The organism is Marinobacter sp. W-8, assembly GCF_044342215.1.
Lineage (GTDB): Bacteria > Pseudomonadota > Gammaproteobacteria > Pseudomonadales > Oleiphilaceae > Marinobacter > Marinobacter nauticus.
This window is the reverse complement of the sequence record NZ_CP172297.1, coordinates 3,456,930-3,483,603: the sequence shown is the minus strand read 5'-3', so window position 1 is coordinate 3,483,603 and position 26,674 is coordinate 3,456,930. Positions and strand designations below refer to the sequence as shown.

Annotated in this window: 27 protein-coding genes; 11 read left to right on the top strand and 16 right to left on the bottom strand. The window is 60.3% G+C overall.

Annotation, left to right across the window (positions count from 1 at the left end):
* Positions 1 to 11 precede the first annotated feature (11 nt).
* The 6 genes from trpC to rpe all read right to left on the bottom strand — a co-directional run bounded on the left by trpC (position 12) and on the right by rpe (position 5,725).
* Positions 12 to 824 carry an indole-3-glycerol phosphate synthase TrpC gene (gene trpC, locus ACF8YQ_RS16250; protein WP_396621997.1) on the bottom strand — a complete coding sequence of 271 codons (813 nt, stop codon included), beginning with the start codon at positions 822 to 824 and terminating at the stop codon, positions 12 to 14.
* 162 nt (positions 825 to 986) lie between these two features.
* The gene (gene trpD / locus ACF8YQ_RS16245; RefSeq protein ID WP_396621996.1) at positions 987 to 2,015 is read right to left on the bottom strand and encodes an anthranilate phosphoribosyltransferase; all 1,029 of its coding nucleotides are present in this window, start codon (positions 2,013 to 2,015) and stop codon (positions 987 to 989) included.
* 18 nt (positions 2,016 to 2,033) lie between these two features.
* On the bottom strand, positions 2,034 to 2,612 hold the full coding sequence (locus tag ACF8YQ_RS16240; protein ID WP_396621995.1) for an aminodeoxychorismate/anthranilate synthase component II: 579 nt from the start codon (positions 2,610 to 2,612) through the stop codon (positions 2,034 to 2,036).
* A gap of 16 nt (positions 2,613 to 2,628) precedes the next feature.
* Positions 2,629 to 4,116, bottom strand: a complete 1,488-nt coding sequence (gene trpE, locus ACF8YQ_RS16235; RefSeq protein ID WP_396621994.1) for an anthranilate synthase component I — start codon at positions 4,114 to 4,116, stop codon at positions 2,629 to 2,631.
* Between the two features lie 236 nt (positions 4,117 to 4,352).
* Positions 4,353 to 5,042, bottom strand: a complete 690-nt coding sequence (locus ACF8YQ_RS16230) for a phosphoglycolate phosphatase (RefSeq protein WP_023009533.1) — start codon at positions 5,040 to 5,042, stop codon at positions 4,353 to 4,355.
* Positions 5,039 to 5,725 carry a ribulose-phosphate 3-epimerase gene (gene rpe / locus ACF8YQ_RS16225; RefSeq protein WP_396621993.1) on the bottom strand — a complete coding sequence of 229 codons (687 nt, stop codon included), beginning with the start codon at positions 5,723 to 5,725 and terminating at the stop codon, positions 5,039 to 5,041. Before rpe ends, ACF8YQ_RS16230 begins: the two co-directional genes overlap by 4 nt.
* 98 nt (positions 5,726 to 5,823) lie before the next feature.
* Between rpe and ACF8YQ_RS16220 the strand changes: the two genes are divergently transcribed.
* Positions 5,824 to 6,789 (top strand): DUF3530 family protein, encoded by a 966-nt coding sequence (locus ACF8YQ_RS16220; RefSeq protein WP_396621992.1) that lies wholly within the window; start codon positions 5,824 to 5,826, stop codon positions 6,787 to 6,789.
* On the opposite strand, the gene ACF8YQ_RS16215 is transcribed toward ACF8YQ_RS16220, so the two are convergent.
* Genes ACF8YQ_RS16215 through ACF8YQ_RS16205 form a run of 3 tightly spaced genes read right to left on the bottom strand, consistent with a single transcriptional unit; the run spans position 6,786 to position 9,267 of the window.
* Positions 6,786 to 7,541 (bottom strand): DnaJ domain-containing protein, encoded by a 756-nt coding sequence (locus ACF8YQ_RS16215; RefSeq protein ID WP_011786924.1) that lies wholly within the window; start codon positions 7,539 to 7,541, stop codon positions 6,786 to 6,788. The two genes, ACF8YQ_RS16220 and ACF8YQ_RS16215, sit on opposite strands and share 4 nt — an antisense overlap.
* Entirely contained in the window at positions 7,538 to 8,224 is a 687-nt protein-coding gene (murU, locus tag ACF8YQ_RS16210; protein WP_396621991.1) for an N-acetylmuramate alpha-1-phosphate uridylyltransferase MurU, read from the bottom strand. The genes ACF8YQ_RS16215 and murU overlap by 4 nt, the downstream gene beginning before the upstream one ends.
* 2 nt (positions 8,225 to 8,226) lie before the next feature.
* Entirely contained in the window at positions 8,227 to 9,267 is a 1,041-nt protein-coding gene (locus ACF8YQ_RS16205; RefSeq protein WP_396621990.1) for an aminoglycoside phosphotransferase family protein, read from the bottom strand.
* Positions 9,268 to 9,505: 238 nt separating this feature from the next.
* Here ACF8YQ_RS16205 and ACF8YQ_RS16200 point away from each other — a divergent pair, with 238 nt between their 5' ends.
* The 9 genes from ACF8YQ_RS16200 to slmA all read left to right on the top strand — a co-directional run bounded on the left by ACF8YQ_RS16200 (position 9,506) and on the right by slmA (position 18,004).
* Positions 9,506 to 11,839, top strand: a complete 2,334-nt coding sequence (locus tag ACF8YQ_RS16200; RefSeq protein WP_396623323.1) for an LPS-assembly protein LptD — start codon at positions 9,506 to 9,508, stop codon at positions 11,837 to 11,839.
* Positions 11,840 to 11,901: 62 nt separating this feature from the next.
* A complete protein-coding gene (locus ACF8YQ_RS16195) occupies positions 11,902 to 13,245 on the top strand; it encodes a peptidylprolyl isomerase (RefSeq protein WP_396621989.1) in 1,344 nt (447 codons plus the stop codon).
* Entirely contained in the window at positions 13,242 to 14,252 is a 1,011-nt protein-coding gene (gene pdxA / locus ACF8YQ_RS16190) for a 4-hydroxythreonine-4-phosphate dehydrogenase PdxA (protein ID WP_396621988.1), read from the top strand. Before ACF8YQ_RS16195 ends, pdxA begins: the two co-directional genes overlap by 4 nt.
* Positions 14,249 to 15,079 carry a 16S rRNA (adenine(1518)-N(6)/adenine(1519)-N(6))-dimethyltransferase RsmA gene (rsmA, locus tag ACF8YQ_RS16185; protein ID WP_396621987.1) on the top strand — a complete coding sequence of 277 codons (831 nt, stop codon included), beginning with the start codon at positions 14,249 to 14,251 and terminating at the stop codon, positions 15,077 to 15,079. Before pdxA ends, rsmA begins: the two co-directional genes overlap by 4 nt.
* Positions 15,072 to 15,875 carry a symmetrical bis(5'-nucleosyl)-tetraphosphatase gene (locus ACF8YQ_RS16180; protein WP_396621986.1) on the top strand — a complete coding sequence of 268 codons (804 nt, stop codon included), beginning with the start codon at positions 15,072 to 15,074 and terminating at the stop codon, positions 15,873 to 15,875. Before rsmA ends, ACF8YQ_RS16180 begins: the two co-directional genes overlap by 8 nt.
* Positions 15,862 to 16,260, top strand: coding sequence for a DUF423 domain-containing protein (locus ACF8YQ_RS16175; RefSeq protein ID WP_396621985.1), 399 nt, complete (start codon positions 15,862 to 15,864; stop codon positions 16,258 to 16,260). Before ACF8YQ_RS16180 ends, ACF8YQ_RS16175 begins: the two co-directional genes overlap by 14 nt.
* 17 nt (positions 16,261 to 16,277) lie before the next feature.
* Positions 16,278 to 16,478 carry a sulfur carrier protein ThiS gene (gene thiS / locus ACF8YQ_RS16170; RefSeq protein WP_153740204.1) on the top strand — a complete coding sequence of 67 codons (201 nt, stop codon included), beginning with the start codon at positions 16,278 to 16,280 and terminating at the stop codon, positions 16,476 to 16,478.
* Positions 16,479 to 16,537: 59 nt separating this feature from the next.
* A complete protein-coding gene (locus ACF8YQ_RS16165; protein ID WP_014422781.1) occupies positions 16,538 to 17,347 on the top strand; it encodes a thiazole synthase in 810 nt (269 codons plus the stop codon).
* A gap of 69 nt (positions 17,348 to 17,416) precedes the next feature.
* Positions 17,417 to 18,004, top strand: a complete 588-nt coding sequence (gene slmA, locus ACF8YQ_RS16160; protein WP_396621984.1) for a nucleoid occlusion factor SlmA — start codon at positions 17,417 to 17,419, stop codon at positions 18,002 to 18,004.
* Between the two features lie 297 nt (positions 18,005 to 18,301).
* Here slmA and ACF8YQ_RS16155 read toward each other — a convergent pair whose 3' ends face one another.
* The 3 genes from ACF8YQ_RS16155 to ACF8YQ_RS16145 all read right to left on the bottom strand — a co-directional run bounded on the left by ACF8YQ_RS16155 (position 18,302) and on the right by ACF8YQ_RS16145 (position 21,918).
* On the bottom strand, positions 18,302 to 19,126 hold the full coding sequence (locus ACF8YQ_RS16155; RefSeq protein ID WP_396621983.1) for an inositol monophosphatase family protein: 825 nt from the start codon (positions 19,124 to 19,126) through the stop codon (positions 18,302 to 18,304).
* Between the two features lie 52 nt (positions 19,127 to 19,178).
* Positions 19,179 to 20,474, bottom strand: a complete 1,296-nt coding sequence (locus ACF8YQ_RS16150; RefSeq protein ID WP_396621982.1) for a pyridoxal phosphate-dependent aminotransferase — start codon at positions 20,472 to 20,474, stop codon at positions 19,179 to 19,181.
* Between the two features lie 124 nt (positions 20,475 to 20,598).
* Complete coding sequence (locus tag ACF8YQ_RS16145; protein WP_396621981.1) at positions 20,599 to 21,918, bottom strand: substrate-binding domain-containing protein; 1,320 nt, start codon at positions 21,916 to 21,918, stop codon at positions 20,599 to 20,601.
* Between the two features lie 206 nt (positions 21,919 to 22,124).
* Here ACF8YQ_RS16145 and ACF8YQ_RS16140 point away from each other — a divergent pair, with 206 nt between their 5' ends.
* On the top strand, positions 22,125 to 22,784 hold the full coding sequence (locus ACF8YQ_RS16140) for a response regulator transcription factor (RefSeq protein ID WP_396621980.1): 660 nt from the start codon (positions 22,125 to 22,127) through the stop codon (positions 22,782 to 22,784).
* On the opposite strand, the gene ACF8YQ_RS16135 is transcribed toward ACF8YQ_RS16140, so the two are convergent.
* From ACF8YQ_RS16135 to ACF8YQ_RS16120, 4 genes are all read right to left on the bottom strand, one after another.
* Positions 22,717 to 24,099, bottom strand: a complete 1,383-nt coding sequence (locus ACF8YQ_RS16135; RefSeq protein WP_396621979.1) for a sensor histidine kinase — start codon at positions 24,097 to 24,099, stop codon at positions 22,717 to 22,719. The genes ACF8YQ_RS16140 and ACF8YQ_RS16135 overlap by 68 nt on opposite strands.
* A gap of 79 nt (positions 24,100 to 24,178) precedes the next feature.
* Positions 24,179 to 25,261: a lipase secretion chaperone gene (locus tag ACF8YQ_RS16130; RefSeq protein ID WP_396621978.1), complete on the bottom strand. Its 1,083-nt coding sequence runs from the start codon at positions 25,259 to 25,261 to the stop codon at positions 24,179 to 24,181.
* A 7-nt stretch (positions 25,262 to 25,268) separates the two neighbouring features.
* On the bottom strand, positions 25,269 to 26,195 hold the full coding sequence (locus tag ACF8YQ_RS16125; protein WP_224850550.1) for a triacylglycerol lipase: 927 nt from the start codon (positions 26,193 to 26,195) through the stop codon (positions 25,269 to 25,271).
* A gap of 111 nt (positions 26,196 to 26,306) precedes the next feature.
* Positions 26,307 to 26,618: a DUF3301 domain-containing protein gene (locus ACF8YQ_RS16120; protein ID WP_222448604.1), complete on the bottom strand. Its 312-nt coding sequence runs from the start codon at positions 26,616 to 26,618 to the stop codon at positions 26,307 to 26,309.
* Between the last annotated feature and the right edge of the window lie 56 nt (positions 26,619 to 26,674).

Sequence of the window (26,674 nt, the reverse complement as noted above, 5' to 3'; positions counted from 1 at the left end):
TATCCTGTGAATCAGCCGAACAGCTCCTGCAGTTTCTCACCCGGGTCTGGCGCGCGCATGAAAGACTCGCCCACCAGGAACCCGTAAATGCCCCGTCTGGTCATGGCCTCAACGTCTGCACGGGTCATGATTCCGCTCTCGGTAATGGTCAGTCGGTTTTCGGCAATCCGGTGGTGCAGTTCAAAGGTGGTGTCCAGCGACACTTCAAAGTTGTGCAGATTGCGGTTGTTGATGCCTACCAGCGGCGTGCTCAGGGTAAGCGCATCGTCCAATTCCTCGCCATCATGCACCTCCACCAGTACATCCAGGCCAATCTCATGGGCGATGCCCTCCAGCTCCTGCATCTGGTCTTTGGTCAGACAGGCAGCAATCAGCAGAATGCAGTCGGCGCCAATGGCCCGGCTTTCATACACCTGGTAGGGCGCTACGATGAAGTCCTTGCGGATCACCGGCAGGCTGCAGGCCGCGCGGGCGGCTTTCAGGTAGTCTTCGTGGCCCTGGAAGAAATCTTGGTCAGTGAGCACTGACAAGCAAGCCGCACCGCCTTGTTCATAGCTTTCGGCGATGCGTGCCGGTTCAAACGGATCTCGCAGGATGCCTTTGCTGGGTGAGGCCTTCTTGATCTCGGCGATGACCGCCGGCCGCTGAGCTTCGATGCGGGTGCGCAGGGCATTGGCGAATCCACGCCCAGGAGCTTGGTCGCCCGCCATGGCCTTCAGGTCCGCAATTGAAACCCTGGGCTTGCGCTCATCAATTTCTTCCCATTTCCGGTTAACGATTTTACGCAGGATGGTGGGAGTTTTATCCAAATGTCTGTCAGTCATAGCTGGCCCGTATAAAGTTTGCGAGAGCTGGTGAGGGAGCCTTTCCAAAACTGTCTTCAGCCATGGATGGCTGAAGTCAAGCCCTACAGGGATGTACTCGTGGGCGTGTTTTGGAAAGGCTCCCTCACCAGCTCGTCCGGCTCCATCAAAAAAAGGCCGGAATTAAAAGCACTGAGAAAAATCAGCTAGCTCCGACATCTTGCCAGCCGCCAAACCGGAACCCATGGCATCCAGTGCCATGTCGACGCCTTCTTTGGCGGTCTTGGCCAGGCCGGCGACATAGATGGCCGCGCCGGCGTTCAGCGCGATCATGTCGCGGGCTTTTTCGGTGGTTTCGTCGTGGTTGCGACCGAAAGCGGCCTTGATGAGTTTCAGGGATTCGTCGGAGGAATCCACCGTCAGGCCCACCAGCGACTGGCTCTTGAGGCCCAGGTCTTCCGGCGTCAGGTCGTACTCGTTGATTTCGCCATCCTTCAGCTCTGCAACATGTGTGACGGTGGCCAGGCTGATTTCATCCAGGCCGTCCTTTGAGCAGACCACCATGATGTGTTCTGCGCCCAAACGTTGCATCACTTCTGCCATCGGGCGGCAAAGTTCCCTGGTGAACACACCGATCAGCTGGCGAGTGACGCCGGCCGGGTTGGTCATCGGGCCAAGGATATTGAAGATGGTCCGGCAGCCCAACTCCCGGCGCGGTCCGATGGCGTGTTTCATGGCGCCATGGTGGGCCGGGGCGAACATGAAGCCGACGCCGATCTGTTCGACGCAGCGGGCCACTTCTTCCGGTTTCATGTCCAGATTGATGCCGGCCTTCTCGATCAGGTCGGCGCTGCCGCTCTTGGACGATACGCCCCGGTTGCCGTGCTTGGCGACGAAGCCGCCGGCTGCGGCCACCACGAAGGCTGAGGCAGAGGAGACGTTGAACAGATTGGCGCCATCGCCCCCGGTGCCGACGATATCCACCAGCGGGCTGGCGTTGATGCTGACCTTGGTGGCCAGTTCACGCATCACTTCGGTGGCGCCGGTGATTTCGTCGATGGTTTCGCTCTTCAGGCGCAGGCCCATCAGGAAGGCGCCGATCTGGGCGTCGGTGGCTTCGCCGTTCATCACAATACGCATCACATCCTTCATTTCGTCCCGGGACAGGTCCAGGTTGGAGGCAATGCGGTTCAGTGCTTGTTTCATGTCCATGGGGTCGTCGGCCTCTTGTTATGTTCTCAGGAAGTTGCGCAGCAGTTCATGGCCCTGTTCGGTCATGATCGACTCGGGGTGGAACTGCACGCCTTCGATGGGCAGGGTCTTGTGGCGCACGCCCATGATTTCTTCAACGGAGCCGTCGTCGTTGCGGGTCCAGGCGGTCACTTCCAGGCAATCGGGCAGGGTGTCTTTGTCAATCACCAGGCTGTGGTAGCGGGTGGCCTGCAAGGGATTGTTCAGGCCCCGGAACACGCCGATATCCTTGTGGTACACCGCCGACACCTTGCCATGCATGACCTTGCCGGCACGGATAATATCGCCGCCGAACACCTGGCCGATGGACTGGTGGCCCAGACAAATGCCCAGAATCGGCAGCTTGCCGGCGAAGTGGCGAATGGCGTCCATGGAGATGCCCGCTTCGTTGGGCGTGCAGGGGCCCGGGGAAATCACCAGCCGTTCGGGCTTCAGGGCTTCAATCTTCTCGATGGTGATTTCGTCGTTCCGGTATACCTGCACATCGGCACCCAGCTCGGCCAGGTACTGCACCACGTTGTAGGTGAAGGAATCGTAGTTATCGATCATCAGCAACATAATCTGTTCCTCCGCCTCAATGGTCGTAGTCGTTGTAGGTCATGGCCACGGCCTTGAAGATGGCGCGGCCCTTGTTCATGGTTTCTTTCCATTCGAGGCGGGGAATGGAGTCTGCCACCACGCCGGCTCCGGCCTGGATGTGCAGGGTGTTGTCCTTGATCACCGCGGTGCGGATGGCGATGGCGGTGTCCATGTTGCCGTTGAACGACAGGTAGCCAACCGCGCCGCCGTATACGCCACGCTTCACCGGTTCCAGTTCATCGATGATTTCCATGGCGCGGATCTTCGGCGCGCCACTCAGGGTGCCGGCGGGCAGGGTGGCGCGCAGTACGTCCAGGCAGCTGGTATTTTCTTTCAGTCGACCGGTCACGTTAGAGACAATGTGCATCACGTGGGAATAGCGCTCCACAATCATCTTGTCGGTCAGCTTCACGGTGCCGGTTTCCGATACCCTGCCGGCGTCGTTGCGGCCCAGGTCGATCAGCATCAGGTGCTCGGCGATCTCTTTCGGGTCGGCCAGCAGCTCTTTTTCCAGGGCCTTGTCCTCGGCATCGGTGGCGCCGCGTTTGCGGGTGCCGGCGATGGGCCGAACGGTGACTTCCTCATCTTCCACCCGGGCCAGGATTTCCGGAGATGAGCCGACAATGTGGAAATCGCCCAGATCCAGGAAGTACATGTACGGCGACGGGTTGAGCACGCGCAGCGAACGGTACAGGTTCAGGGGCGGTGCCTCGAACGGGATCGACATGCGCTGGGAGATGACGGTCTGCATCACGTCGCCGTCCAGCACGTAGCCCTTGATCTTGTCCACCGCCGCTTCGAATTTGTCCTGGGTAAAGCCGGAAATAAAGTCGCTCTCGTCCACCACCTTGCCGCGTAGATGTTCCGGTGTGCGGGGGGCGTTGGCAGTCTGGCGGTGCAGTTGGCTTTCCAGCTCGTCGATGCGGCGTTGCGCCGCTTCGTAGGCGCCTTCAATAGACGGGTCCACGTGCACAATCAGATGCAACTTGCCGCGCAGGTTGTCGAACACCACGATTTCATTGGACACCATCAACAGAATATCCGGCGTGCCGATCTGGTCGGGCGGGCAGCTGTTGCGCAGGCGCTTTTCGATGTAGCGCACGGTGTCGTAGCCGAAATAGCCCACCAGGCCACCGTTGAACCGGGGCAGCTCGGGCAGGTCCGGGGCGTTGAATCGCTTCTGGTAGTCGTCCACGAAAGCCAGGGGATCATCCACCTCTGCCTGCTCGACCACTTCGCCGTTGCGGCTGACCTCGATGCGGTGGTCGAAGACTTTCAGCACTTCCTGGCTGGGCAAGCCGATGATCGAATAGCGGCCCCATTTCTCACCACCCTGTACCGATTCAAACAGGTAGGAGTATGGCCCGCTGGCCAGTTTCAGATAGGTGCTGAGGGGAGTGTCGAGATCCGCGAGGACTTCACGGTACACAGGGATACGGTTATAGCCGGCTTCAGCGAGCTCGTGGAATTGCTCGGGTGTCATGGTTCGGTTTCCTGAAATCTGATCTGCGTTTTGTCAGAACGGTGTTACACCGCTGTGACCGGTGGTGCGGGCAAACAGGCATGCGCCATCAGCCCCGTGGCTTGCTCAGCCGGTGCGCCATCGCCACCATCGTGTTGCGCGGGTTGTCAGGATGCCTCGCGCTGCAGTCAGATTCAGTCCCTGCACGGCAGGAATCTCCCGAATTGATGTGTTCAAAATAAAACGTCCTTGCGAGATTACAAAAGCTCGGCCAGCGAATCAACAACAGCATCTGCGCCGAGACTGTCAACGGAGCCGCCAAAGTTGTAGCCATACCTCACGGCGACGCAGGGGATGCCTGCTGCCAGGGCTGCATTGACGTCTGCCTTGGAGTCCCCGACCATCACCGTGGTGCCCCGGGTGCCGCCCAGTTTTTCCATGGCGTGCAGCAAGGGCGCCGGGTCCGGTTTTTTCACTGGCAGGGTATCGCCACCGACCGAGAGGTCGAACCATTGAGCCAGCCCGGTTTTTTCCAGCAGGGGCTGAACAAACTGGTCTGGCTTGTTGGTGACCACGGCCATCCGGCAGCCCAGTTGCTTCAGGTGTTCCAGGCAGTCATGAACGCCGGGAAATACCACGGAATGCTGGCCATTCATCTGGCCATAGGCGTGATAGAAAATGGCTAGGGCGTCGTTGAACAGCGCGTCGTCTTTGGCGGTGGCGGGTTCCCAATCGGTTTTTCCGGCCAGGGCCCGGCGCACCAGAACCTGGGCGCCGTTGCCAACCCAGTTGCGCACCTTGTCCAGGCCTGCCGGGCTGCGCCCCAGGTGCTCCAGCATCTGATCCACGGCGGCGGCCAGATCCGGTGCGCTGTCCACCAGCGTGCCGTCCAGATCAAACAGGGCGACGCCCGGCCAGCGGGCGTTGAACAGGCCTTTCAGGCTCATCCGCCGATCACCTTGCGGGCCTGCTCCAGTTCCTCGCGCATGGCGTCGATGGTGGCCTTGTAATCGGGAGTGTTGAATATGGCAGAGCCGGCCACGAAGGTGTCGGCGCCGGCCTCGGCGATTTCCCGGATGTTGTCGGTTTTCACACCACCATCGATTTCCAGGCGAATGTTGTAGTTGCTGGCATCAATTTTCTTGCGGGCTTCCTTGAGCTTGTCGAGGGTACCGGGGATAAATTTCTGGCCACCGAAGCCCGGATTCACTGACATCAGCAGCACCATGTCGAGCTTGTCCATGACGTAGTTCATGTAGCTCAGCGGGGTGGCGGGGTTAAACACCAGTCCGGCCTTGCAGCCGCCGTCGCGGATCAGTTGCAGGGAACGGTCAATGTGGTTACTGGCTTCCGGGTGGAAGGTGATGTAGCTGGCGCCGGCGTCAATAAACATGCGGATCAGGTCATCCACCGGAGACACCATCAGGTGCACGTCGATGGGGGCGGTAACGCCGTGCTTGCGCAGGGCCTCGCACACCATGGGCCCAATGGTGAGATTAGGGACATAATGATTGTCCATCACATCGAAGTGCACCACGTCGGCACCAGCAGCCAGAACGTTATCGACTTCTTCGCCCAGGCGGGCGAAATCGGCGGAGAGGATGGATGGGGCAATCAGATATGGATTCATCGGGGCTCTCTCGGTGTAGTGAATTATCGGCCTCTGGGCAACCCTGCTAGTCTATCAGTTTGCCGGTGATTTTCGCAGCGGGATAGGTGCATTGGCTCATGGTGTTGAAAGCAATCAGATTACTTTGTCTGTTCTTGATCAGCGGCTGGCTGAACGCCGCTGTGGCCCAGGATGAGGCGAAGGGGGGTGAGGAAGCGGAACCCGCGACCAAGGCTAATCCAGCGTCAAGATCCGGCTTTTCAACGGGTTTGGGCGAATGGGCGCTGGTACGGCGTTACCCGGAGCAGGCTGTTTGGCTCGATCTGGACGACGAAGGCCGGGCGTTGGGGTTGTTCCTGCCCGAATACGTTACGCCGGCAACCGGGGCTTTACTGATACTGGCCGACGAAGGCCAGACGGCCGATGAGGGTGTGCTGGGATCGTTGCGGGTGGCGCTGGCGGAGCGGGGTCTTGCGGTGATGACGGTTGGCCTTGGGCTGCCGCCGGAGGCGATACGGCGACATCGCATGGATGTCATGGCGCCTGGCCTGGATGATGACGCCGGACAGAACCCGGATCAGGGCGGGAATACATCGGATTCGGTCATGATTGATGTGGCTGAGGAACCGCCTTTTGATGACGTGGCTGCGGATTTCCGGAATTCGGTTCGCGCGGTTCTGTCCGCGGGGGTGGAAGCGTTGCAGCAGCGTGGCTATGAGCGTGCGGGTGTGCTGGGCATTGGTTGGTCCGCCGATTATGTGACGGACTGGGCGGCGGACGCCGCTGCCGTGTCTGCGGTGGTCTGGCTGGCCCCCCGGTTTCCGGCCCGGCAGGCCGTTACCTTGCCCTCGTTGTTGAAGGAGCGAAACGGAGGACAGGGATGGCCGGTGCTGGATCTGCATGATTCCGCTGGGCCTTCCGGCGCAGAGGGCCGGGCGCGGGCGGCGGCGTTTGCTCGCGCGGATGTGGCCGGTTACGACCGTCAGCCCGTGGCCCTCAATCGACCACTCCGGGCTGAAGATGCGAGGCGGGTTGCCAGCCGGGTCAGTGCCTGGCTGAAAAAACGGTCGGCCAGCGGGGATTAAAGTGCCCGATGTCTCTGGCGAATCAGTTCCCAGGCCTGTTGATAACGTAACAACCGGTCTTTTGCCATCGCCACTTCCGAGGGCGCCAGTTTCTGTTGCGCCAGTTTGTCCGGGTGGCAGGCGGAAACCTGTTTGCGGTAAGCGCGTTTGATGGTCTCCAGCGAATCTCGCCGGGTTACGCCCAGAATCTGGCAAGCCTGCTCGTAGGTCGCCGGCTTTTGCGGCGGCGCGGCAGTGCGAATCCACACTTTGCTGGCGTAGCTTTCGAAAATGTCATCGCTGATGACAACGGGCAACCCCATATGGCTGATGGCGTCTTCGCAGCGGTAGCGCCGGGCCTTGCCGGGCTGGCCCAGGATTTGTGCGCCATGGCACAGGCAGATAGCGGTTTTCAGGGCCGGTGCCGGCCACAGCAGCAAGGCCAGGCGCAGTATCAGGCCCTGGCGCAGGGGCAGATGGTCAGTGTCCTTGCCCTTGCGAAACTGATCGATGGCTTTGCGGCGTTGCCTGGCCGACAGGGCCAGGGCTTTCATCAGGGCTTCGGCATAATGAATGTCCGGTTCCCGGACCCGGCCATCGGCCTTGGCAATGTAACCCAGAAAAAAGAACAGTGGCTTGCGGTACCAGCGCGGCAGGCGCGCGCGCTCCAGCAGGGTGCTGGCCTGATGTCCGCAACTGGACAGTTCCTGCAGCAGTTCCTGGAACGACGACTCCATTCTCGCCGGCAGGGCGGGTGGATTGCTCTGCCTCATGATGTCCGGGCCCTTTCGTGCAGCCACTGGTCCAGGCTCTGCAATCGTTCTGGTGTGCCGACGTCCACCCACTGGCCGTTATGATGCAGGCCGATGACCCGGTTGCGGGCCATGGCCCTGCGCAGCACAGGGCCAAGTTTGCCGGCGGCATCGTCCAGTTCATCAAACAGGCGCCGGTGCAGCAGACTGATACCGGAGAAGGTGAATTTATCGGTCCCGTCAGGGTTCAGAAAGCCGTTGTCCTGAAGATGAAAATCCCCTTCCGGGTGGTGGGGCGGATTCGAAACCATCACCAACAAGGCATCGGCGTCAGCCTGGGGCCGGAGTTGGCTGAAATCGAAATCGCTCCAGATGTCCCCATTGACTACCAGGAACCAGTCGTCGCCCGCGTCGGTCAACAGTGGCAGGGCCCGGATGATGCCGCCGGCGGTTTCAAGCGGTTCACCCTCCGCCGAGTAGCGAATGCTGACACCAAAGGCCTCGCCATCACCCAGCCGGGCTTCAATCTGCTCCCCCAGCCAGGCATGGTTGATCACGATGTCGCTGAAACCGGCGTCGCGCAGGCGCTCGATATGATGAACGATCAGGGGCTGCCCCCCGGCTGACAGCAACGGCTTGGGGGTGGTCAGGGTCAGCGGGCGCATACGCTCGCCTTTGCCGGCGGCGAGAATCATAGCCTTCATGGTCAGCGAACTCCCGGCTCCGGCAGCGGGCCAATGCGCTGTTCGATGGCCGGAATCACGGTGCTGCAGAGCCACTCGTGAAAATGCCGGAAGGCTGGTTGCCGGGCGCTGGCATCTCGCAGATAACTGACGGTGCGGGGAATGTCAGCCAGGTAGCCGGTCTTGCCGTCGCGAATGGCGAGGCGGGCAAAAATGCCGGCGGCTTTCAGATGGCGCTGCATGCCCATGAGCTCAAACCACTGCCGGAAAGTATCTGCATCAGCGCGGTGCAAACCGCCCTGCTGGCTGGCGTTACGAAAATGCTCCAGCCAGCTTGCCAGTCGCTGTTCCGGCCAGCGCACGTAGCAGTCTTTGAGCAGGGAGACGGCATCATAGGTGATGGGGCCGCGTACGGCATCCTGAAAATCGATCACGCCGGGAACCGTCTGGCTATCACGGACCAGAAGATTGCGGGAGTGGTAATCGCGGTGCACGGTGACATCCGGCTGCGCCAGGGCACTCTCCCGGAGTAGGCCGAAGGCGGTGTCCAGCAGCGCCCGTTCCTGGTTGTCGAGTTCCAGCCCCAGGTGTTTTTCCAGCAGCCAGTCCGGGAATAGCGCCATCTCCCGGTCGAGCAGGGCTTGGTCATAGGCGGGCAGTGGGTAGTCTGCCGGGTCGTCCAGCCCGGCAATACGCGCCAGTTCGTCCAGCGCGGCCCGATACAGGGTGTCCGCATCGCCCTGTTCCAGGGCCGTTAACATCAGCAGATCGCCCAGGTCTTCCAGTAACAGAAAACCCTGCTCAAGATCCTCGGCGGCAATGGCGGGCACGGCGATACCGTGTTGATGCCAGTGCCGGGCGATGGCCACAAACGGAACGCAGTCCTCGTGCTCCGGTGGAGCATCCATCACAATGAAGGGGGCGGGTTGCCCGCCCGGCACGTCTTTCCAGACCCGGAAGTACCGTCGAAAACTGGCGTCGCCGGAAACCGGTGTCGGGCTGGCGGCCGAGAAGCCGGGAATTTGCCTGACCCAGCGGGTCAGCAACTGCAAGCGGTAATCCATGGTCAGATCAGTATTCCTGAATCGGTGGATGATGGCCGGCGCGTTAACCGTGCACTCTCTGCACCGGAGTATAAAGAGGGTAAAACGGAATTGCAGCGGGCTTTCCGTTAACAAGCCTTGAGGGCGCGTGTAAACTAGGTGCCCTTACGCCCAGCCATCATTCAAATGGAACAGGAATTTCGTCAACGTGCCCAGCCATTGCTCTTCCCTGTTGTACGCCAGGTTCCGGCTTTCAAGCCTGGCCGTCATCGTGGCATTGGCAGCGAGTGGTGTATGTGCCGAGGGGGCGGGTAGCAGCCCCAGCGCCGCTGAGATTGACTGGCGTCCGCGCAGTGAATTGCCGCCAGAGGTGGCCGATAGGCTGCCGGTATTCTGCGAGGGAGGTTATCTGCCTGGCACGGTTGGCGGCGATGGCGCTGTGGTGCCGGGCGAGGGCATTGAGGGTTCCATGCCACTGGAAGCCAGTGCCCTGAACGCCCGCTATGAACTGGACAGCGAACTCTACCTGCAGGGTGATGTGCGCCTGCGCCAGGGTCCGTTCCAGGCAACCGGCGCGGAGGCACGGTACAACCAGCAGTCAGGCGAATTGCAACTGCAAGGGCCACTGGTCAGCCGAGGTGAAGGTTTTCTGCTGACCGGGCAGGAGGCGAACTATTCTACCCAGTCCGGGCAACTGGATATCAACACGGCCACGTTTCTCCTGCACGAGTCGGAACTCAGGGGCGAGGCCTCATCCCTGTCCAGGGTCAGTGAAAGCCAGGTGGTTATCTCCGATGGCATGATCACTACCTGTGGTCCGGGCCAGAACGACTGGTCGATTGTGGCATCGGACATCGAGCTGGATCAGGCGGAAGGTTTTGGTACTGCACGGCACGTGCGGCTGGAAGTGCTGGATGCGCCGGTATTCTACTGGCCTTACATTACCTTCCCGATTGATGACCGCCGCAAGACCGGTTTTCTGTATCCCCAGTTTGGCTCGTCCAGCGCAGGTAGCGGGGCCTACCTGGCCTTGCCGTACTATCTGAATCTGGCACCCCATTATGATGCCACCCTCACACCGCAGTATATCCACGGTCGCGGCCTGTTCACGGAAGTGGAGGGGCGCTACCTCAGTCGGTATGGCGAATCGGTGCTGCAGCTGGGGTATATCGACAATGATTCTGCTTTTCGGGATGAAAATCCGGGTGAAAATGGCGAGCGCTGGGCTCTTGATTTGACCACCCGGGCGGCATTTGGCGGAGGCTGGAGCGGCTACGGCGATTACTCGGTGATTTCAGATGAGGATTATCTGAGCGATCTGAATCGCAGTCTCGAAATAGACCAGGCGACGCATCTTCAGCGTCGGGGTGGTGTCCGTTACTACGGAGCCAATCAGTACTTTGAAGCCTACCTGAACGGCTACCAGACCATCCCCGACCGTATTGCCGACGTTGATAAACCCTATGCCCAGTTGCCGGAAGTGATCTACGGTGGTTCGCTGGAAGCCGGCTGGCTGGAAGCGAACCTGGAAAGCCAGTACACCTGGTTCTACCGGGACAATGAGAACCTTACCGGCCTGGACAAGGCCAACGGCCAGCGGTTACGGGCGATTCCCGAACTGGCGTTGCCCATGAGGGCGCTCTGGGGCTTCAGCCGTCCCTCGGTCAGCCTCGACTACACCCGCTACGAGCTGGATGACTACACCCTGGGTGACGCCGGCTTTGACCGCACCGTGCCGGTGTTCGAGTGGGACAATGGTTTGTACTTTGATCGTCGATCCAGCCTGTTTGACGTACCCTACAACCAGACCCTGGAGCCCCGGCTGTATTACGCCTGGGCCGATGCCGAATCCGATCAGAACTATATCCCGGATTTTGATACCGGCATCCGCAGTTTCCGCTTTGACCAGCTGTTCCGGCGGGACCGGTTTACCGGCGGGGATCGGGTCGGTGACGCCAACCAGTTGACGGTGGCGCTCACCAGTCGTTTCAATGACCTCCTGACCGGGGCTGAGCGGGCTCGGGTGAGTGTTGGCCAGGTGCGTTATTTCGAAGATCGTGAAGTGGATCTGTTTGGCGAGGGCGCATCCGACCGGAGCCGCTCACCGCTGGCGGGCGAGTTGGTGCTGAACCCCATCGACAATCTGGAGCTTCGTTCTTCCCTGCTGTGGGATCACGAAACCCGGAAAACTGAAGAGGGCCGCAGCCAGCTGATTTTCCACTCCGAGGATTATCGTTACCTGGCGACACTCGGACATACCTACAGCCGGCCGGATGAGCTGGAACAAACCGACATTGGAACGGTCTTTCCGGTAACGGACCAGGTCAGTGCCATTGGTCGCTGGGTCTGGGATTCTGAGCTGGACCGAACCGTGGGCACCCTTGCCGGTCTGGAATATAACAACTGCTGCTGGAGTTTTCAGGTGGTGCACCAGAACTACCTGACTGATGACGAAGAACTGGACACCCGTTTGCTGTTCCGGATTGAACTGAAAGGTCTGGGCGGCAGTGGCGGTGCATCCGACAACATCGCGGACGCCATCTACGGCTACGACGAGCGCGAGCGCCGGAGGTTCGGAAACCCGCGCCGTTGAACGAACCCGAATCTGCAGGCCGACCCGGCTGCGATCACGATTTTACAAACCAAGAGGTGATTATGAAGGCGACTGTCCGCCACGGACTGACAATTCTGCTGACACTGGCCATGGTGGTGCTGTCAGTGACTGCTCAGGCCGAACGAAAACTGCTGGACCGTGTGGTTGCGATCGTGGATGACGAGGTGATCCTCCAGAGTGAACTGGATGCCCGTATCAATACCATTGTCGGTCGCCTGAGCGCGCAGGGCACTGGTCTGCCGCCCCGGGAACTGCTTGAGCAGCGGGTACTGGACCAACTGATCCAGGAATCCCTGCAGTTGCAGATGGCCGACCAGATGGGCATGCGCATCAGCGACAACGAGCTGAACGAAACCCTGGCCAGTATTGCCCGCAGCAACGGCATGACCCTGGCCGAATTCGAGGGCCAGCTGGCGGAAGAGGGCGTGACCTATCAGCAGGCCCGGGAGCAGATCCGCAACGAAATGCTGACCAGCCGGGTGCAGCAGCGTCGCGTTGGCAACCGGGTGCGCGTTACCGACCGGGAAGTGGAAAACTATCTCCAGGCCCAGCAAGCCAACGGCAGTACCGATGCCGAATATCGTCTGGCCTATATCTTTATCGAAGTTGACGACCCGGCCAGCGAAGCCTCGGTGGATCAGGCCCGGGAGACAGCACAGGCCTTGCGCCAGCAGATTGCCAACGGTCGGGACTTCCGGGAAGTAGCGGTTGCCGAATCCGATGCCAGCAACGCCCTGGAAGGGGGCGACATGGGCTGGCGATCTGAAAGCCAGTTGCCCTCACTGGTCGCACCGGTGGTACCGGATCTGGAAGTTGGTGAGCCTTCACAGGTGCTGGAAAACAACAGTGGTTTCCATCTGGTGATGGTGATGGATAAGCGCGGCGGTGATCAGCAGCAATTCGTCCAGCAGCACCGGGTCCGGCATATACTGGTGCGGCCTTCCGAAGCGGTGACCGATGTGCAGGCGGAGCAGCGCATTCGCGAGATCTACCAGCAGTTGCAGGATGGCGCCGACTTTGCCGACCTGGCCCGTGAACGCTCGGACGATCCGGTCTCCGGCTCAGACGGCGGCAACCTGGGCTGGGTAAGCCCGGGCCAGATGGTGCCCGCTTTTGAAGAAGCCATGAACCAGGCGCAGGTGGGCGAATATTTCGGGCCCTTCCGGTCCCAGTTTGGCTGGCACATCCTGCAGGTGGAGGAACGCCGGCGCCAGGACGTGACCGAGCAGAATCGCGAGTCCCAGGCTCGTCAGGCCATCTACATGCGCAAATTCGAGCTGGAACTGCAGAACTGGCTGCGTGAGATTCGGGACGAAGCTTTTGTCGAGTTCAAGGGTGAATATGCCGATATGAACCCGGAAAGCGAGGAAGCAAACCCGTCATGAGCACACCGGTGATCCTGGCACTCACTGCCGGCGAACCGGCCGGCATCGGCCCGGAACTGTGCCTGCAACTGGCAACCGGGAGCCGGGACGCCGGCCTGGTGGTGATTGCCAGCCGCGAACTGCTACGAGACAGGGCCAGCCAGCTCGGGCTCCAGATTGAGCTGCATGACTGGCAGCCAGGTGTAGCCGCAGCAACCCGGGCGGGTCATTTATCGGTGCGGCATGTTGAAGGTTGTGGTTCCACGGTGGCCGGCCGGCTTGATAAGGATAACAGTCAGTACGTGCTGGACACCCTGACCATCGCCGCCCGCGGTTGCCTGAATGGCGATTTCGACGGCATGGTGACTGCACCTGTGCACAAGGGCGTTATCAACGAAGCTGGCATCGTCTTCAGTGGCCACACCGAATTCCTGCAGGAGCTGTGTGGCGTAGAGCGGGTGGTGATGATGCTGGCCACGGAAGAACTCCGGGTGGCATTGGTGACCACCCACTTACCCCTGAAAGACGTTTCTTCGGCCATTACACCGGACCGGCTGACTCAGGTGACGCGCATTCTGAATGCGGACCTGAAAGCCTTTTTCGGTATTGATCAGCCGCGTATTCTGGTTGCCGGACTGAATCCTCACGCCGGTGAAGGGGGCCATCTGGGCCGGGAAGAAATCGAGGTGATTGAGCCGACCCTCGAACAGCTGCGGGCCGAGGGAATTCAACTGACCGGGCCGTTGCCGGCAGACACCCTGTTCACCCCGCACTGGCTCGACAATGCTGATGCGGTATTGGCCATGTATCACGACCAGGGCCTGCCGGTATTGAAATTCCAGGGCTTTGGCCGGGCCGTCAATATCACGCTGGGCTTACCCATTGTCCGTACCTCGGTTGACCATGGCACTGCCCTGGATCTGGCTGGTACCGGCAAGGCCGATGCCGGCAGCCTGCATACCGCTATCCGTGTGGGCGAGCAGATGGCCCGCTGCCGTAAGGCCGCGCGGGCCGGAGAACTCTCATGAGCAATAAACACGGGCATCAGGCCCGTAAACGTTTTGGCCAGAACTTCCTGCATGATCCGGGCGTGATTGAACGCATCGTGCGTGCGATCAATCCCAAGCCGGAAGACTCGATTGTAGAAATCGGCCCCGGTCTGGGAGCTATTACCGAAGAAATCCTGGCCATCAATCCCCGTTTGCAGGTAGTGGAACTGGACCGTGACCTGATTCCGGTGCTGCGCACCAAGTTCTTCAACTACCCGGAATTCCGGATCCACGAGGCCGACGCCCTCAGTTTCGATTTCAGCCAGTTAGTGAGTGACCGGCCTCTGCGCATTGTCGGCAACCTGCCTTACAACATCTCCACGCCGCTGATTTTTCATCTGTTGTCCCAGAGCGGAGTGGTGCAGGACATGCACTTCATGTTGCAGAAAGAAGTGGTGCAGCGGCTGGCGGCGGTACCGGGCGACAACAATTACGGCCGCCTGGGTATCATGGCCCAGTATTTCTGCAAGGTGCAGCCGCTGTTCGAAGTAGGCCCTGGCGCCTTCCGCCCGGCCCCGAAAGTGGACTCCGCCATTGTCCGCCTGGTGCCCCACAAGGAATTGCCGTACCCCGCGAAAGACCTGAAAACGCTGCAGGCAGTGGTGCGCACCGCCTTCAATGCCCGCCGCAAAACCCTGCGCAAGGCGTTGGCGGCCATGGTGACCGTGGAACAGCTGCAGTCCCTCGGTATCAATGATGGCCTGCGTCCGGAGAATCTGGGTCTGGCCGACTATGTCAGGATTGCGGATTTGCTGGCGGACACTGGCAAGCTGCTGGCAGACGACAACGAGGTAAGTGATGACTGACTACGCCATTGGCGATATTCAGGGTTGCTACGACCGCCTGCGGGACGTGCTGGCGAAAGTCGATTTTTCGCCCTCCCGGGACCGGCTCTGGGTGGCCGGTGATCTGATCAACCGTGGGCCGTCGTCGCTGGAAACCCTGCGCTACATCGAAAGCCTGGGCGATGCCGCTGTGGTGGTACTGGGCAACCACGACCTGCACCTGCTGGCAGTCGCGCTTGGCGGCCACAGCCCGAAGCGCAAGGATACGTTGCATGGCATTCTGGACGCGCCGGATCACGACCGGCTGATCCAGTGGCTGCGTCAGCAGTATCTGTGCGTGCACGATGCCGACCGAAACCTGGTGATGGCCCATGCCGGCCTGCCGCACATCTGGAGCGTGGAGCAGGCCGTGGCCTGTGCCCGGGAAGTGGAAGCCGTGATCCGGGGCGACCAGGCGGGCGAATATTTCAGCCAAATGTATGGCAATCAGCCCGAAGCCTGGTGTGGTACCCTCACCGGTATGGATCGCTGGCGAGTGATTACCAACTATTTTACCCGCATGCGCTTTATTGCCAGCGATGGCCGTCTGGAGCTGGCCACCAAAGAGTCGGCCGATCGGGCGCCTGAGGGCTTTGCCCCCTGGTTTACCTATCCCCGTCAGGACGATGTGAAAGTGGTGTTCGGCCACTGGGCTGCCCTGGAAGGCAACACCGGCAGCGACCGGTTTATCGGGCTGGACACCGGCTGTGTATGGGGCGGCGCCCTGACCATGATGAATCTCGATACCGGAGAGAAAATTCACTGTGATTGCGGCTGACCCCGGAGCCCGGATTGTACGCTGGGCACTTGTCGCCGGCGCCGTCGCCGGCCTGCTGGCGGTTATGGCCGGCGCTTTCGGTGCTCATGGTCTGCGCCATGTGGTGTCTGAACGCGGCCTTGAGGTGTTCCAGACGGCTGTCAGCTACCAGATGTACCATGCCCTGGCGCTGGTGGCCGGGAGCCTGATGCCGGCGCTGGGCCTGCCGCGAAAGCTGCTGACCCTGGCCTGTGGCTTCTGGCTTGCCGGTATGCTGTTGTTCAGTGGCAGTCTTTACCTGCTGGTGCTGACAGGAATCCATTGGCTGGGCCCGGTGACACCGGTGGGCGGCGTCTGTTTTATGGTGGGCTGGGTGTTGCTGATGGTCGCAGCCCTGAAGAAGTAACGGAGGCAATGCTAACCATGTTGGTACAGGTGAATGGCGAGGCGATGGAACTCCCGAAAGGAGCGACCATTGCCGCCCTGATAGAACAACTCACCCTGACCGGGAAACGCCTGGCGGTGGAGGTAAACGAAGACATTGTGCCCCGCAGCCAGCACCCGCAGTTCACCCTGAGCGAGGGTGATCGGGTGGAAGTGGTCCATGCCATCGGTGGCGGTTGATACGTCACCAGAGCCAGGCTTTTCCCGCTCTTACTTTATCCAGATAACTCAGGCAGGTTATGACAGAGACACCAGAGATTCAGCTCCCCGAAGACAAACCCCTGGAAATCGCCGGCAAGGTGTACCAGTCCCGCTTGCTGGTGGGCACTGGCAAATATCACGATCTGATGGAAACCGGTCATGCCATCGAGGCCAGTGGCGCCGAGATCGTGACTGTGGCGGTACGCCGTACCAATCTGGGCCAGAACCCGGATGAACCCAACCTGCTGGACGTGATTTCCCCGGAAAGCTACACCATCCTGCCCAATACCGCCGGCTGCTACACCGCCAAAGATGCAGTCCGTACCTGCAAGCTGGCCCGGGAGCTGCTGGATGGCCACGATCTGGTCAAACTGGAAGTGCTGGGCGAACACAAGACCCTGTACCCCAACATGCCGGAAACCCTGCTCGCGGCTGAAGAGCTGATCGAGGATGGCTTCAAGGTGATGGTGTACTGCTCGGACGACCCTTTACTGGCCATGCGCCTGGAAGAAATGGGCTGCGTGGCCATCATGCCTCTGGGAGCACCGATTGGCTCCGGCCTGGGTATCCAGAACCGCTACAACATCCGGCTGATTGTCGAGAACGCCAAGGTGCCGGTGCTGGTGGATGCGGGCGTCGGTACGGCCTCAGACGCTACCATTGCCATGGAGCTGGGCTGTGACGGCGTGCTGATGAACACCGCGATCGCCCAGGCCAAAGACCCGATCAGAATGGCCAATGCCATGCGTCTGGCCATCGAATCCGGCCGTGAAGCCTACCTGGCGGGTCGTATGCCCAAGAAGCTGTATGCCAGTGCCTCGTCACCGATCGACGGCACTTTTTTCTGAAAAGTCCCTCCCTTGCCAGGGAGGGCATATAAAACCAAAACCAGAATTTCAGAGCGCTGTAGTCCTGTCATGACCAACCAGAAACCCAGTCGCCGGGAGTCTATTCTCCAGGCGCTAGTCGAGCTGTTGCAAAGCGATCCCGGTGCCCGAATCACCACGGCCGGCCTGGCCAAAACCGTGGGCGTTACCGAAGCGGCCCTGTACCGGCATTTTCCCAGCAAGCGCAAAATGTTTGAGGCGCTGATCGAATTTGCCGAGGAGGCGGTGTTTTCCCGTTGCCAGGTGATTCTGCAGGAGCAGGAGGATGTGCGCGTGCGCCTGCAGCAGCTGTCGCATCTGGTGCTGGTGTTTGCCGAGCGTAATCCGGGCTTGTGTTGTGTGCTGACCGGCGATGCACTGATGGGGGAGGATGAATCCCTGAGAAAGCGGGCATCCCAGTTTTTCGAGCGGCTGGAAACCCAGATTCGCCAGGCTCTGAAGGAAGGCGAAATCCGTCAGGGCTTGCGGCCCAGAACCACGGCGGCCCGTGGTGCGGACTTCGTCATGGTGTTTGTGGAAGGCCGTATTCAGCGTTTTGTGAGGTCTTGGTTTTCGCGTTTGCCGACGAGTGATTTCGACGAGGCCTGGGGATTGGTGTCCGAAGCGGTCTGGGGTTGAACCGTGGAGTTTCGTTCACCTAGCCTTCCAGTGGACTGCCTGTTGTGACTGGGGTTTACCTTCGCAGAACCGCTACAAGCACATCCATGTGCGCTTCTCTCCGGCCATCCTTGGCCTCCGACATTCTGCGAAGGTAAACCCCAGTCACAACGATCGAACCTTGTTGGAATAGTCGAATTATGCCCCTCGATCTTTCTCTATGGATTTGTATTTCCTGATCAAACCTAGATTCGGTTGCGTTATCGCTGATGCCTAACTCCAAAATATCAGGCTAGGTGTTGGCGATATTATCCAACCTCAATCGTATCCGGAAGCAGTCCGCAGGATTGAGCGCACAGGCGCCCACACTGTCGGCGCCGAGATAAGAATATCCCGTCCATAAAGATCCGCCGGGTAGCCCTCCGGCACCTCCCCGAAATGGCCCACCGTAGCGCCGGCTTCTTTGGCGATCAGGCGGGCGGCGGCGAAGTCCCAGGGGCTGACGTTTTCGTAGTAGATGTCCAGCCGGCCACAGGCCACCCAGCAGATGTCCAGAGCGGCGGAACCGATCCGGCGCAGGTCTCGGCACTGATGAATCATGGCGTCCAGGCGGCGTACCAGCGGTTCCAGGTTGTCCTTGGTGTACGGAAAACCGGTGGCGAATAGCGATTGCCTGGGGTTGGTCGCGCCGCTGTGGCGGATAGGCTGGTTGTTCAGGGTTGCGCCTTCGCCCTCGGTGGCCCGGAAGGTTTCGCCTGGAAACGGCGCGTGCACAACGCCCACCCGCACTTTGCCCTTCTCGGCGTAGGCAATGGATACCGCAACCTGGGGATGCCCGTAGGCGTAGTTCACCGTGCCGTCGATGGGGTCGACAATCCACAGCGGTGTTTCCAGTTCTTCCGCCTGGGACAGATCCGGCATGGTTTCCTCAGAGAGGATGCGGTGGTGGGGGAAACGTTCGCGGATGGTGCCGGTGATGAACTCGTCGGCCATCACATCGGCGTGGGTGACCAGTTCGGTCTGGTGTTTGTAGTCGGTGCGCAGGGTGTTTTCTTCCCGCTCGTGGCGGATCAGTTCGCCGGCTTCGCGGGCCAGGGCTTCGGTGAAATCGGTGATTTCCTGGAGAGAAACTGAGTCAGACATGGCACCCCCGCGGTTTCAGAAACTGTGAGGGTGCCAGTCTAGCACGGCAGGCTTACAGGCTGTTCAGCCACTTTGCCATTTTATCCATGGTCAGCACCAGTCTCGGGCAGGCCTGCTGGACAAAGCTGTCGTCCAGTTCCTGATCGGCGTAGTCGCCACCTGCCAGGTTCAGGGCCGCGGCACCGTCGAAATCGACAAATGCCAAACGGGCGCCCAGGTGGTCCGGTACGAAGCCGAAATCACTGGAGGGCAGGATGGCGACGCCGGTATTCTCCAGCAGGGCGGTGCAGAAGGCCTGGGAAGTCTTGATGTCCTTGCGGGCCAACTGGTCGCGGAAACCGGAGAAGTCCGGGAACAGGTAGAACGCACCTTCGGGCTTCTGAACCACCGCGCCCATGTCGGTCAGACGGCGGTGCATGTATTCACCCACCACTTTCAGCACCCGGCGGGACTGAACCAGATATTCCTCGATGTCCTCACCACCATTGAAAGCAGCAATGGCGGCGTGCTGGATGGGGGCGCTGGTCGCCGTGTAGGTTTCGCTGGCGATGATCGCCATGGCGTCCTGCAGTGGCCTCAGCTCGGGCGGGAAGATAAAGGTACCCAGGCGCCAGCCACCGGCGCCGGCCCACTTGGACAGGCCGGTGCTGATGATGGTGCCTTCCGGGTAGTAGCGGGCAATGGACTTGTGCTTGCCCTCAAAGTGAACTTCTCCGTAGATCTCGTCTGAGAGCAGGATCAGCTTGTACTTGCGGGCCACGTTGGCGATGGCCAGCAGCTGATCGTCGGTGTAGGTGCATCCGGTCGGGTTGGACGGATAGTTGAGAATCAGGATACGCGGGCGTGACGGGTCGTCCCGGCAGATGATGTCCAGTTCCTCGGCGGTCAGCTGCCAATTGTTCTCGGCGTGGGTCGGCAGCCAGTGTACCGAACGGCCGATGATGCGGGCCTGGGGCGCATAAGACACCCAGCTCGGGCGCGGTATCAGCAGGTCGCCGTAGTAGGCCAGCTGCAGCATGAACAGCAGCTCTTTGGAGCCCGGGCCGATCAGCACGTCTTCCCAGGTACAGCGCATGCGCTCGCTGCGGTTGATGTAGCCGGCGATGGCTTCACGCAGGCCCTTCAGACCTTTGACCGGCAGATAATCTTTTTCGTGGGCGTGCTCCTTGAGGGCGTCGACCACGCGATCCGGTACCGGGAACGGCGACTGCCCCAGCCCCAGTTTGATGATGTCCTTGCCTTCGGAACGGAGCTGGTTACTGAGCTCGTTGATGCGCAGGGTGGCGGAGGGCTGGATGCCCCGTACGTTCAGGTTAATCGCGTAACGGTGGTCGTTTTTGATGTCCATTGTCCCGGTCTGTTGGTTGGAGGGTGACAACGGCAGTATAGGAAACCCAAACATATCTGTGATGGGGGTGCGGATAGGGGATTGCCGAAGTCTGCAGGCAGACTTTGGTCGAATCCCCGGCTGGTCAGGGGTTCTTGATCCAGACTTCTACCCGGCCATTGCGCAGGTTTCCCTTGCCGCCAACGGGCATGTAGTGGCCATAACCTGTGTAGGCGACGTTCGCCACACCTGCCTGGCCCAGTGCCTTGCGCACCGACAACGCTCTCAGCTCGGAAATCATCTGGGCCCGAAGTTCGTGACTCTGTGCATCTGCAAAACCGATCAACAGCAGATCACTGGCGTCGCGATTGTGCTGTCGCAGGTAATGCTTCACCCGTAGCAGATCCCGCTGGGCCTTGTTGTCGAGCTTGGTGCGGGCTTCGGCAAAGCGGAAATTGACGGTCAGGCGCTGGTAATTGCTGGTCAGTCGCCGGAAGCTCTCTGGTACGGAGGTGTCGAATTCCGGTTTTACCGCGATCGGATTCTGGGAAATAAACCCGGATTCGGCCACCAGGTTCTGGCCATCCTCATCCAGTGCATAGTCGATCAGGCCTTTGGCGAAAGTCGGTGTTCTATCTCCCATGGTATACATGAACAGTCGGCGGGAGAGTGGGTAGTCTTCGCTGGCAACCGTGAGCTGATTCGGTTTCAGGGCCGGGGCATTGCCTTCGGAGATCGCCAGTAGTTTGCTGTTGCGCACCGAGGCCAGACCGGAGAAGCCGATACCGCCGGGATCCCGGGACACGTCATCGGACAGCTGATCGTTGGATTCGTAGCGTTTGGCGGATTCGTCCAGGCGGTAGCCTTTACCCAGAACCAGGGATTTGAAGGTATCCCAGGTGCCGGAACGATCATCCCGGGCGTAGAGCCGTATTGGCCGGTCCGGCCCGCCAAGTTCCGACCAGTTACGAATCTGGCCAGCGAAAATGCGCCCGAGCGTATCGATACTCATGGCATTCACAGGGTTGCCGGGGTGCACCAGCACGGCCAGGCCATCAATGGCGATGACATGTTCACTCTCCAGGGCCGTCAGGTCGGCCTGCTGGCGCACCTGTTCCGCCTCGGCGGCTTTGACAGGCCGGGAGGACGCCCAGATCTGCGCCTGACCGCTGGCCAGGGTGCGGAAACCGGTACTGGAGCCATGGGCGGCCACCAGAACACTGACGGGGCCCTGTTCGGTCTCGGTCAGCAGAATCTGCTCGTTCTCGGTGCCCGTGGCCCGGCGGCTGACCGGACCATTGCTTTGCTGTTCCAGATAGCCACTCACCAGCATGGGTGCCAGCGTGGCGCCGACGGTGTTGGAACCATGGATTTCCAGCTCATGGGCGTTGGCGCCGGCGCAGAGACTGGCGCTTGCCAGCAGTGCCAGCCAGTGGCCGGCGGTCTTCCTTGTGGGATCGGGCATCTTGGTGAAAACCTATTCAGATCAGATGGTTGTAATGCGGGAAGGATGCTTCAGAAATATGACATTTATGTTTCAGGCAAGATCAGATGGCGCGAAAGGTTCAATACTTTTGTAAGAAAGTGTTAAGCAGGCCGCTGAGGCGCCGGGCTTGCTGGCTTATAGTGGGGTGTCCGCAGTAACAAAAACAAACACAGCGGGGCACTATCATGCATGTGACATCGCTCCGGCATGGCTCATCTTCGGCAGAACATCATCGAACCACAGCCTTTGAGAAGGTTTTGCTGGTCGATGACCACGCGCTGTTTGCGCAGGCGCTGGCGGGCCTGATCCGGCAGGAGGAACTGGCGCTCTCGGTGGTCACGGTGGGCACGCTGGAGGCCGCGGTCGAGCAACTGGTGCATGGCACCGGGGTCGATCTGGTATTGCTTGACCTGGCACTTAACGGAGAAGCCGGACTTTCGCTGTTGCCGCGTCTGGCTGGCTTGCGGAACACCCCGCCGGTGGTGATTATCTCCAGCAGTGAGGACGAAAGCACCGTCAGGGCCGTGCGAACGGCCGGGGCGGCGGGGTTTCTGGCCAAATCGGCTGGCCGGGCGGCACTGGTTCGTATGATGCAATCGGTACGGCGGGGGCAGGGCTATTTCCCCGGGGGTATGCCGCCTCTGGTGTCGGAGACCCCGTTAACACCACGTCAGCTCGAAGTGCTGACGCTCCTCGCCCAGGGGTTTCCCAACAAACGCATCTGCCAGAGCCTGGGCCTGACCGAGCACACGGTCAAAACCCATCTGAAAGCGATCTTCACCCACCTGGGGGTGCACAATCGGACTGAATGCGTGAATCGGGCCCGGGCCCTGGGCTGGTTGTAACGGCAACCGGCAGTGCCACCCAGAATATGGCGCCCTGGCCCGAAGACGATTCGGTTCCACATTGCCCGCCCATGAGCCGGGAGAACTCGCGCACGATGGTCAGACCCAGTCCAAGCCCCGCCTGATGGCTGGCACCGGCACGAATGTAGGGGTCGAAGACCTGTTTGTGCAGCTCTTCCGGCAGCCCGCGCCCGTCATCGCACACCCGGATGCGGGCCCAGTTCCCGGTGGTGACCGTGCGGACCTGAATGCGCCGGCCGCCACTGTGGTCGGCGGCATTGATAACCAGATTCTGCAACACTCGCAACAGCAGGCTGGGATCGGCGGACAGGGTCAGCCCAGGCTCTGTAGGGGCAATGTCGAGGCTGATTCCGCGCCTGGATAGCGTATCCAACAGCAGATCCTGAAGCTCCTGCAACGTATGGTTCAGTTGCACAGGCTGGATTTCGGGCTGAATCATGCCCTCGTTCAGTCGGGCGCTGTCGAACACCGTGCCCAGCAGATTACGGAGCTGGCCCACGGTATCCCGAAGCTGATTCAGAACCTGAGGGTGTTCGCGCTCAGGTTGCAGCGTTTCCAGCGTCAGGTCGATGACATTCAGGGGTTGGCGAAGATCATGGCTGGCCGCGGTAATCAGCTCGGTTTTCCGACGGCTCTCGTCCCTGGCGGACTGGTGCAACAGATCCAGGAGCTGGCGGTCGAGAAAGTGGGCACGGTGACGGTACTCGCTGATCCAGGCGCCGACCATACCAATGACATTTGCGGTCATCAGAAAGAACAGATTGGTGAGGGTGGCGGTGGCAGGGTTGCCGGCCCAGAGCTCTGCCAGCAGGTAGGCCCACACCAGAACAAAGGAGGCCACCGAGGCGGAAAAAAAAGGCAGTCCCATGGCAAAGTATCCGAACATCAGCATGAGTATCATGCCCTCATAAGGCAGAGGGTAGCTGTGCCAGCGGGCGGCCAGGATAATGGCAATGACGCTCAGACCTCCGGCGATATAGGCAAACATATACAGCCGCTCGAAGTGGTGGTCGTCGGGGGTTTTCCGGTGGGCTAGCCAGAGAACCAGGGCGATGATCGGGCAGGTAATGGCCAGTCTGATTCCGGCCGTGAGACGGGCCAGTTCGGCTGGCAGGGTCATCAGGTCTACCAGGGCGTACACCAGAAAGAGCAGCAGACCAGCAATGGACGCCAGTCTCGCCCGTTGGCGAATTAACGCGGAACGCGCTTTGCGGTAGTCAGCTTCCAGTGCTGGCACAAAACGCAGGGTCAGGAAGCCTCTGGCCTGTTGCTGTTGGATTTGTTCGGCCGTCATGGTCGGGATATCCACGGAACACAAGCTCCGATTCTAGAACGCTCTGGCTCCGGATTTCGGGAGCCATTGCACAGAGTGGTCAGCTTTGGTTCAGCATTCTGAGTCGGGCCCAGGTTCGACTCTGTTCATCGGGGAAGTATTGCTCCAGCAGGGCATCCTTGTGTTTCTGACGATCTGCTCCGGCCAGGCCTTCCAGATCCTCGGCGTCAAAAGCCTGTTCGAACTCGGAAAACTGCTGATCAAAACTTTCACGTTGTTTGAGGTAACTGACGACCCCTTCGGCACTTTCCGGGTCCATGCCCAGCTCCACCAGCTTCCGGCCGGCGGCTTCCGGTGATTCGGTATTCTCCAGGGCAGACAGTCGGGCCTGATGCTCGCGGGTTTCGCTCTGTAGTCGTTGCTCGGTTGCCCGAAGCGACTCCGGCAGTTGTTTGCGGTGCCATTCAATCAGCGCCTGTTTGCCTTGATCGGAGAGATCTTCCCGTTGCTGGATACTCATGGCCGCCAGGGTGTATTCGCTGTAGGCCTCTTCCTCGCCGAAAAACGCCTGGTGTGCGTCCGGGCTGAAGGTTGAACGGCGCAGTTGTTTCAGGTTGCCCAGGGCGTTGCCGAGGGCCGTCAGTTGATAGCCTGGGTCATGCTGCCTGCTCGGGTCCAGTTCCGTCTGCATCAGCTGTAACGCAGCCTGCTTGTAAGCCAGATACTGATCAAGCAGAACCATGGCATCGCTGGCGGCGGGTTCCGGCAAATAGTTGCGGGCCAATGAACGGATCTGACCGATGGCTGTCTCCGGTGAGACTTCGCCTACGGCGCTCAGAAAGTAATCGAAGAAGTCCCGGACACCAATATCCAGAATCAGCTGGCCGTTGCTGTCAGCCTTGAGGGCGCCGTCGATATCTGTGCCGGCAAGGGAACGGGCGAAGCTCGGATCCGGAAGCGCAGTGGGTGTCTGGTGTGGCGGCTCCGCGTTTGACGGAACGGGGTCTGGTGTCTCGGTGACCGCCGGTGAGTTGAGAGCAGGCGCACTGGCAAAGGTTTTCGCCGGGTCTGGCCTGGGTTCTGAATCTGGTGCCTGCCAGTACCAGAAGCCGCTGCTGGCCATGACGGCCAGCAGGGCAACGGGAAGCAGCCACCGCAGTTTCCGGGTGGGTCGGTGCTTCATAACGACCTCACAGACCGCGGTTTTTCAGACGGTTGGCCTGGCTGCGGTAGAGTGAGACCGGGTTGGTCCAGAGTGAACGGGCGCCCAGCAGATGGTTGATGGCATCGACGTGGTTCATGTCGTAATGGGTGCCGATGACATTGCCCATCATGGTGGCGCAGACGCCGACCAGACCATCATTGGGCTCGCTGCCAAAGGCCAGGGAGGTCACGCCCAGGAACGGATCGGTAATGTCGAACACATTGGTCCAGACGGCGCGGCCGGTCCAGGAGAAAAACTTGACCTTCTGGCCACTGATCCAGACATCTTCGCTGGTACCCGCGCAGGCATTGCGATTAACCCCTTTCCAGCCCAGGGCGTTGTTCAGGCTGGTGGTGCCTGGAGTGGTCAGGGTTTCCAGGGCGGCAATACCATCCTGGGGGTTGCTGGCTCCGGACAGGGCATTAATCAGCCCGCCCAGAGCGTTGGCAATGGCGTCGGCGCCACCTTCAACATAGCTGCCGGGAGGGATGATGCCCCGGATAACGTCAGCGACTTTGGAGCCTTTGTTCACGCCGTCAATCGACGTGACCGACGCAATCTTGTGGGGAATCAAGGCCGCTGCCACCCGGGAGGTGGGGGCACCCTGACTGTGCGCCATCAGATTGACCTTGCTGTGGCCCAGGCTGTTGACGTAGTTGGCCAGTTGCTGGCCACGCTGTTCGCTGCTGTTCACGAAGGACACGCTGGCGGTATAAACCTTTGCGCCACTGCGTTCAAGGTTCCAGGGAATGGTGTGGAAGTAGTTGATCAGACCGCCAAGGGTGTTGAAGCCGGTTACACCGTGTACCAGCACAATCGGATGACGGGTCTGGGTGTAGCTGGCGTGGCTCAGTACCGAGAACACCAGCATGAGAATTCCGGCCACAAGCCGGACGGGCATGGCAAAACGCATAGATGACTCCTGTTGTTTTTGTTGGTTGTCGACATGCAACAGGGAGTATCGCGAACGAACGCGGGTGCCGGTAATCGCCCATTTGGGTGAGGCGGCTCCGGTGACAGGCGGTCAGAATCGGTGTGGCTCAAGCTCGGTGTGGATAATGGTCTGGCCAAGCATGATGATGCGGCCGGTATAGCGTTCTTCGCCGGTGGTGGTGAAGTCGAACAGGAAGCGCCGCCAAACCCGCAGTTTGCCGTTCTGGTCGCGCTTGAACCAGAGCCCGCGCAGATAAACGGCGTCGTCCAGCAGCATTACGTCCATGGATTTGCAGTACCGGTGAGCAGCCTGCAGGACAAAGTCCTTGATGGCTTTGGCCCGCCACCAGTACCAGATAGCGAAACCGGCGACAAACAGCCAGAAGAGGGTTGCTAGGGTCAAGGCACAGATAATCCTGTTGGTGATTGCGACAGGGGTGGAGGCTCCACCCCGGCGAA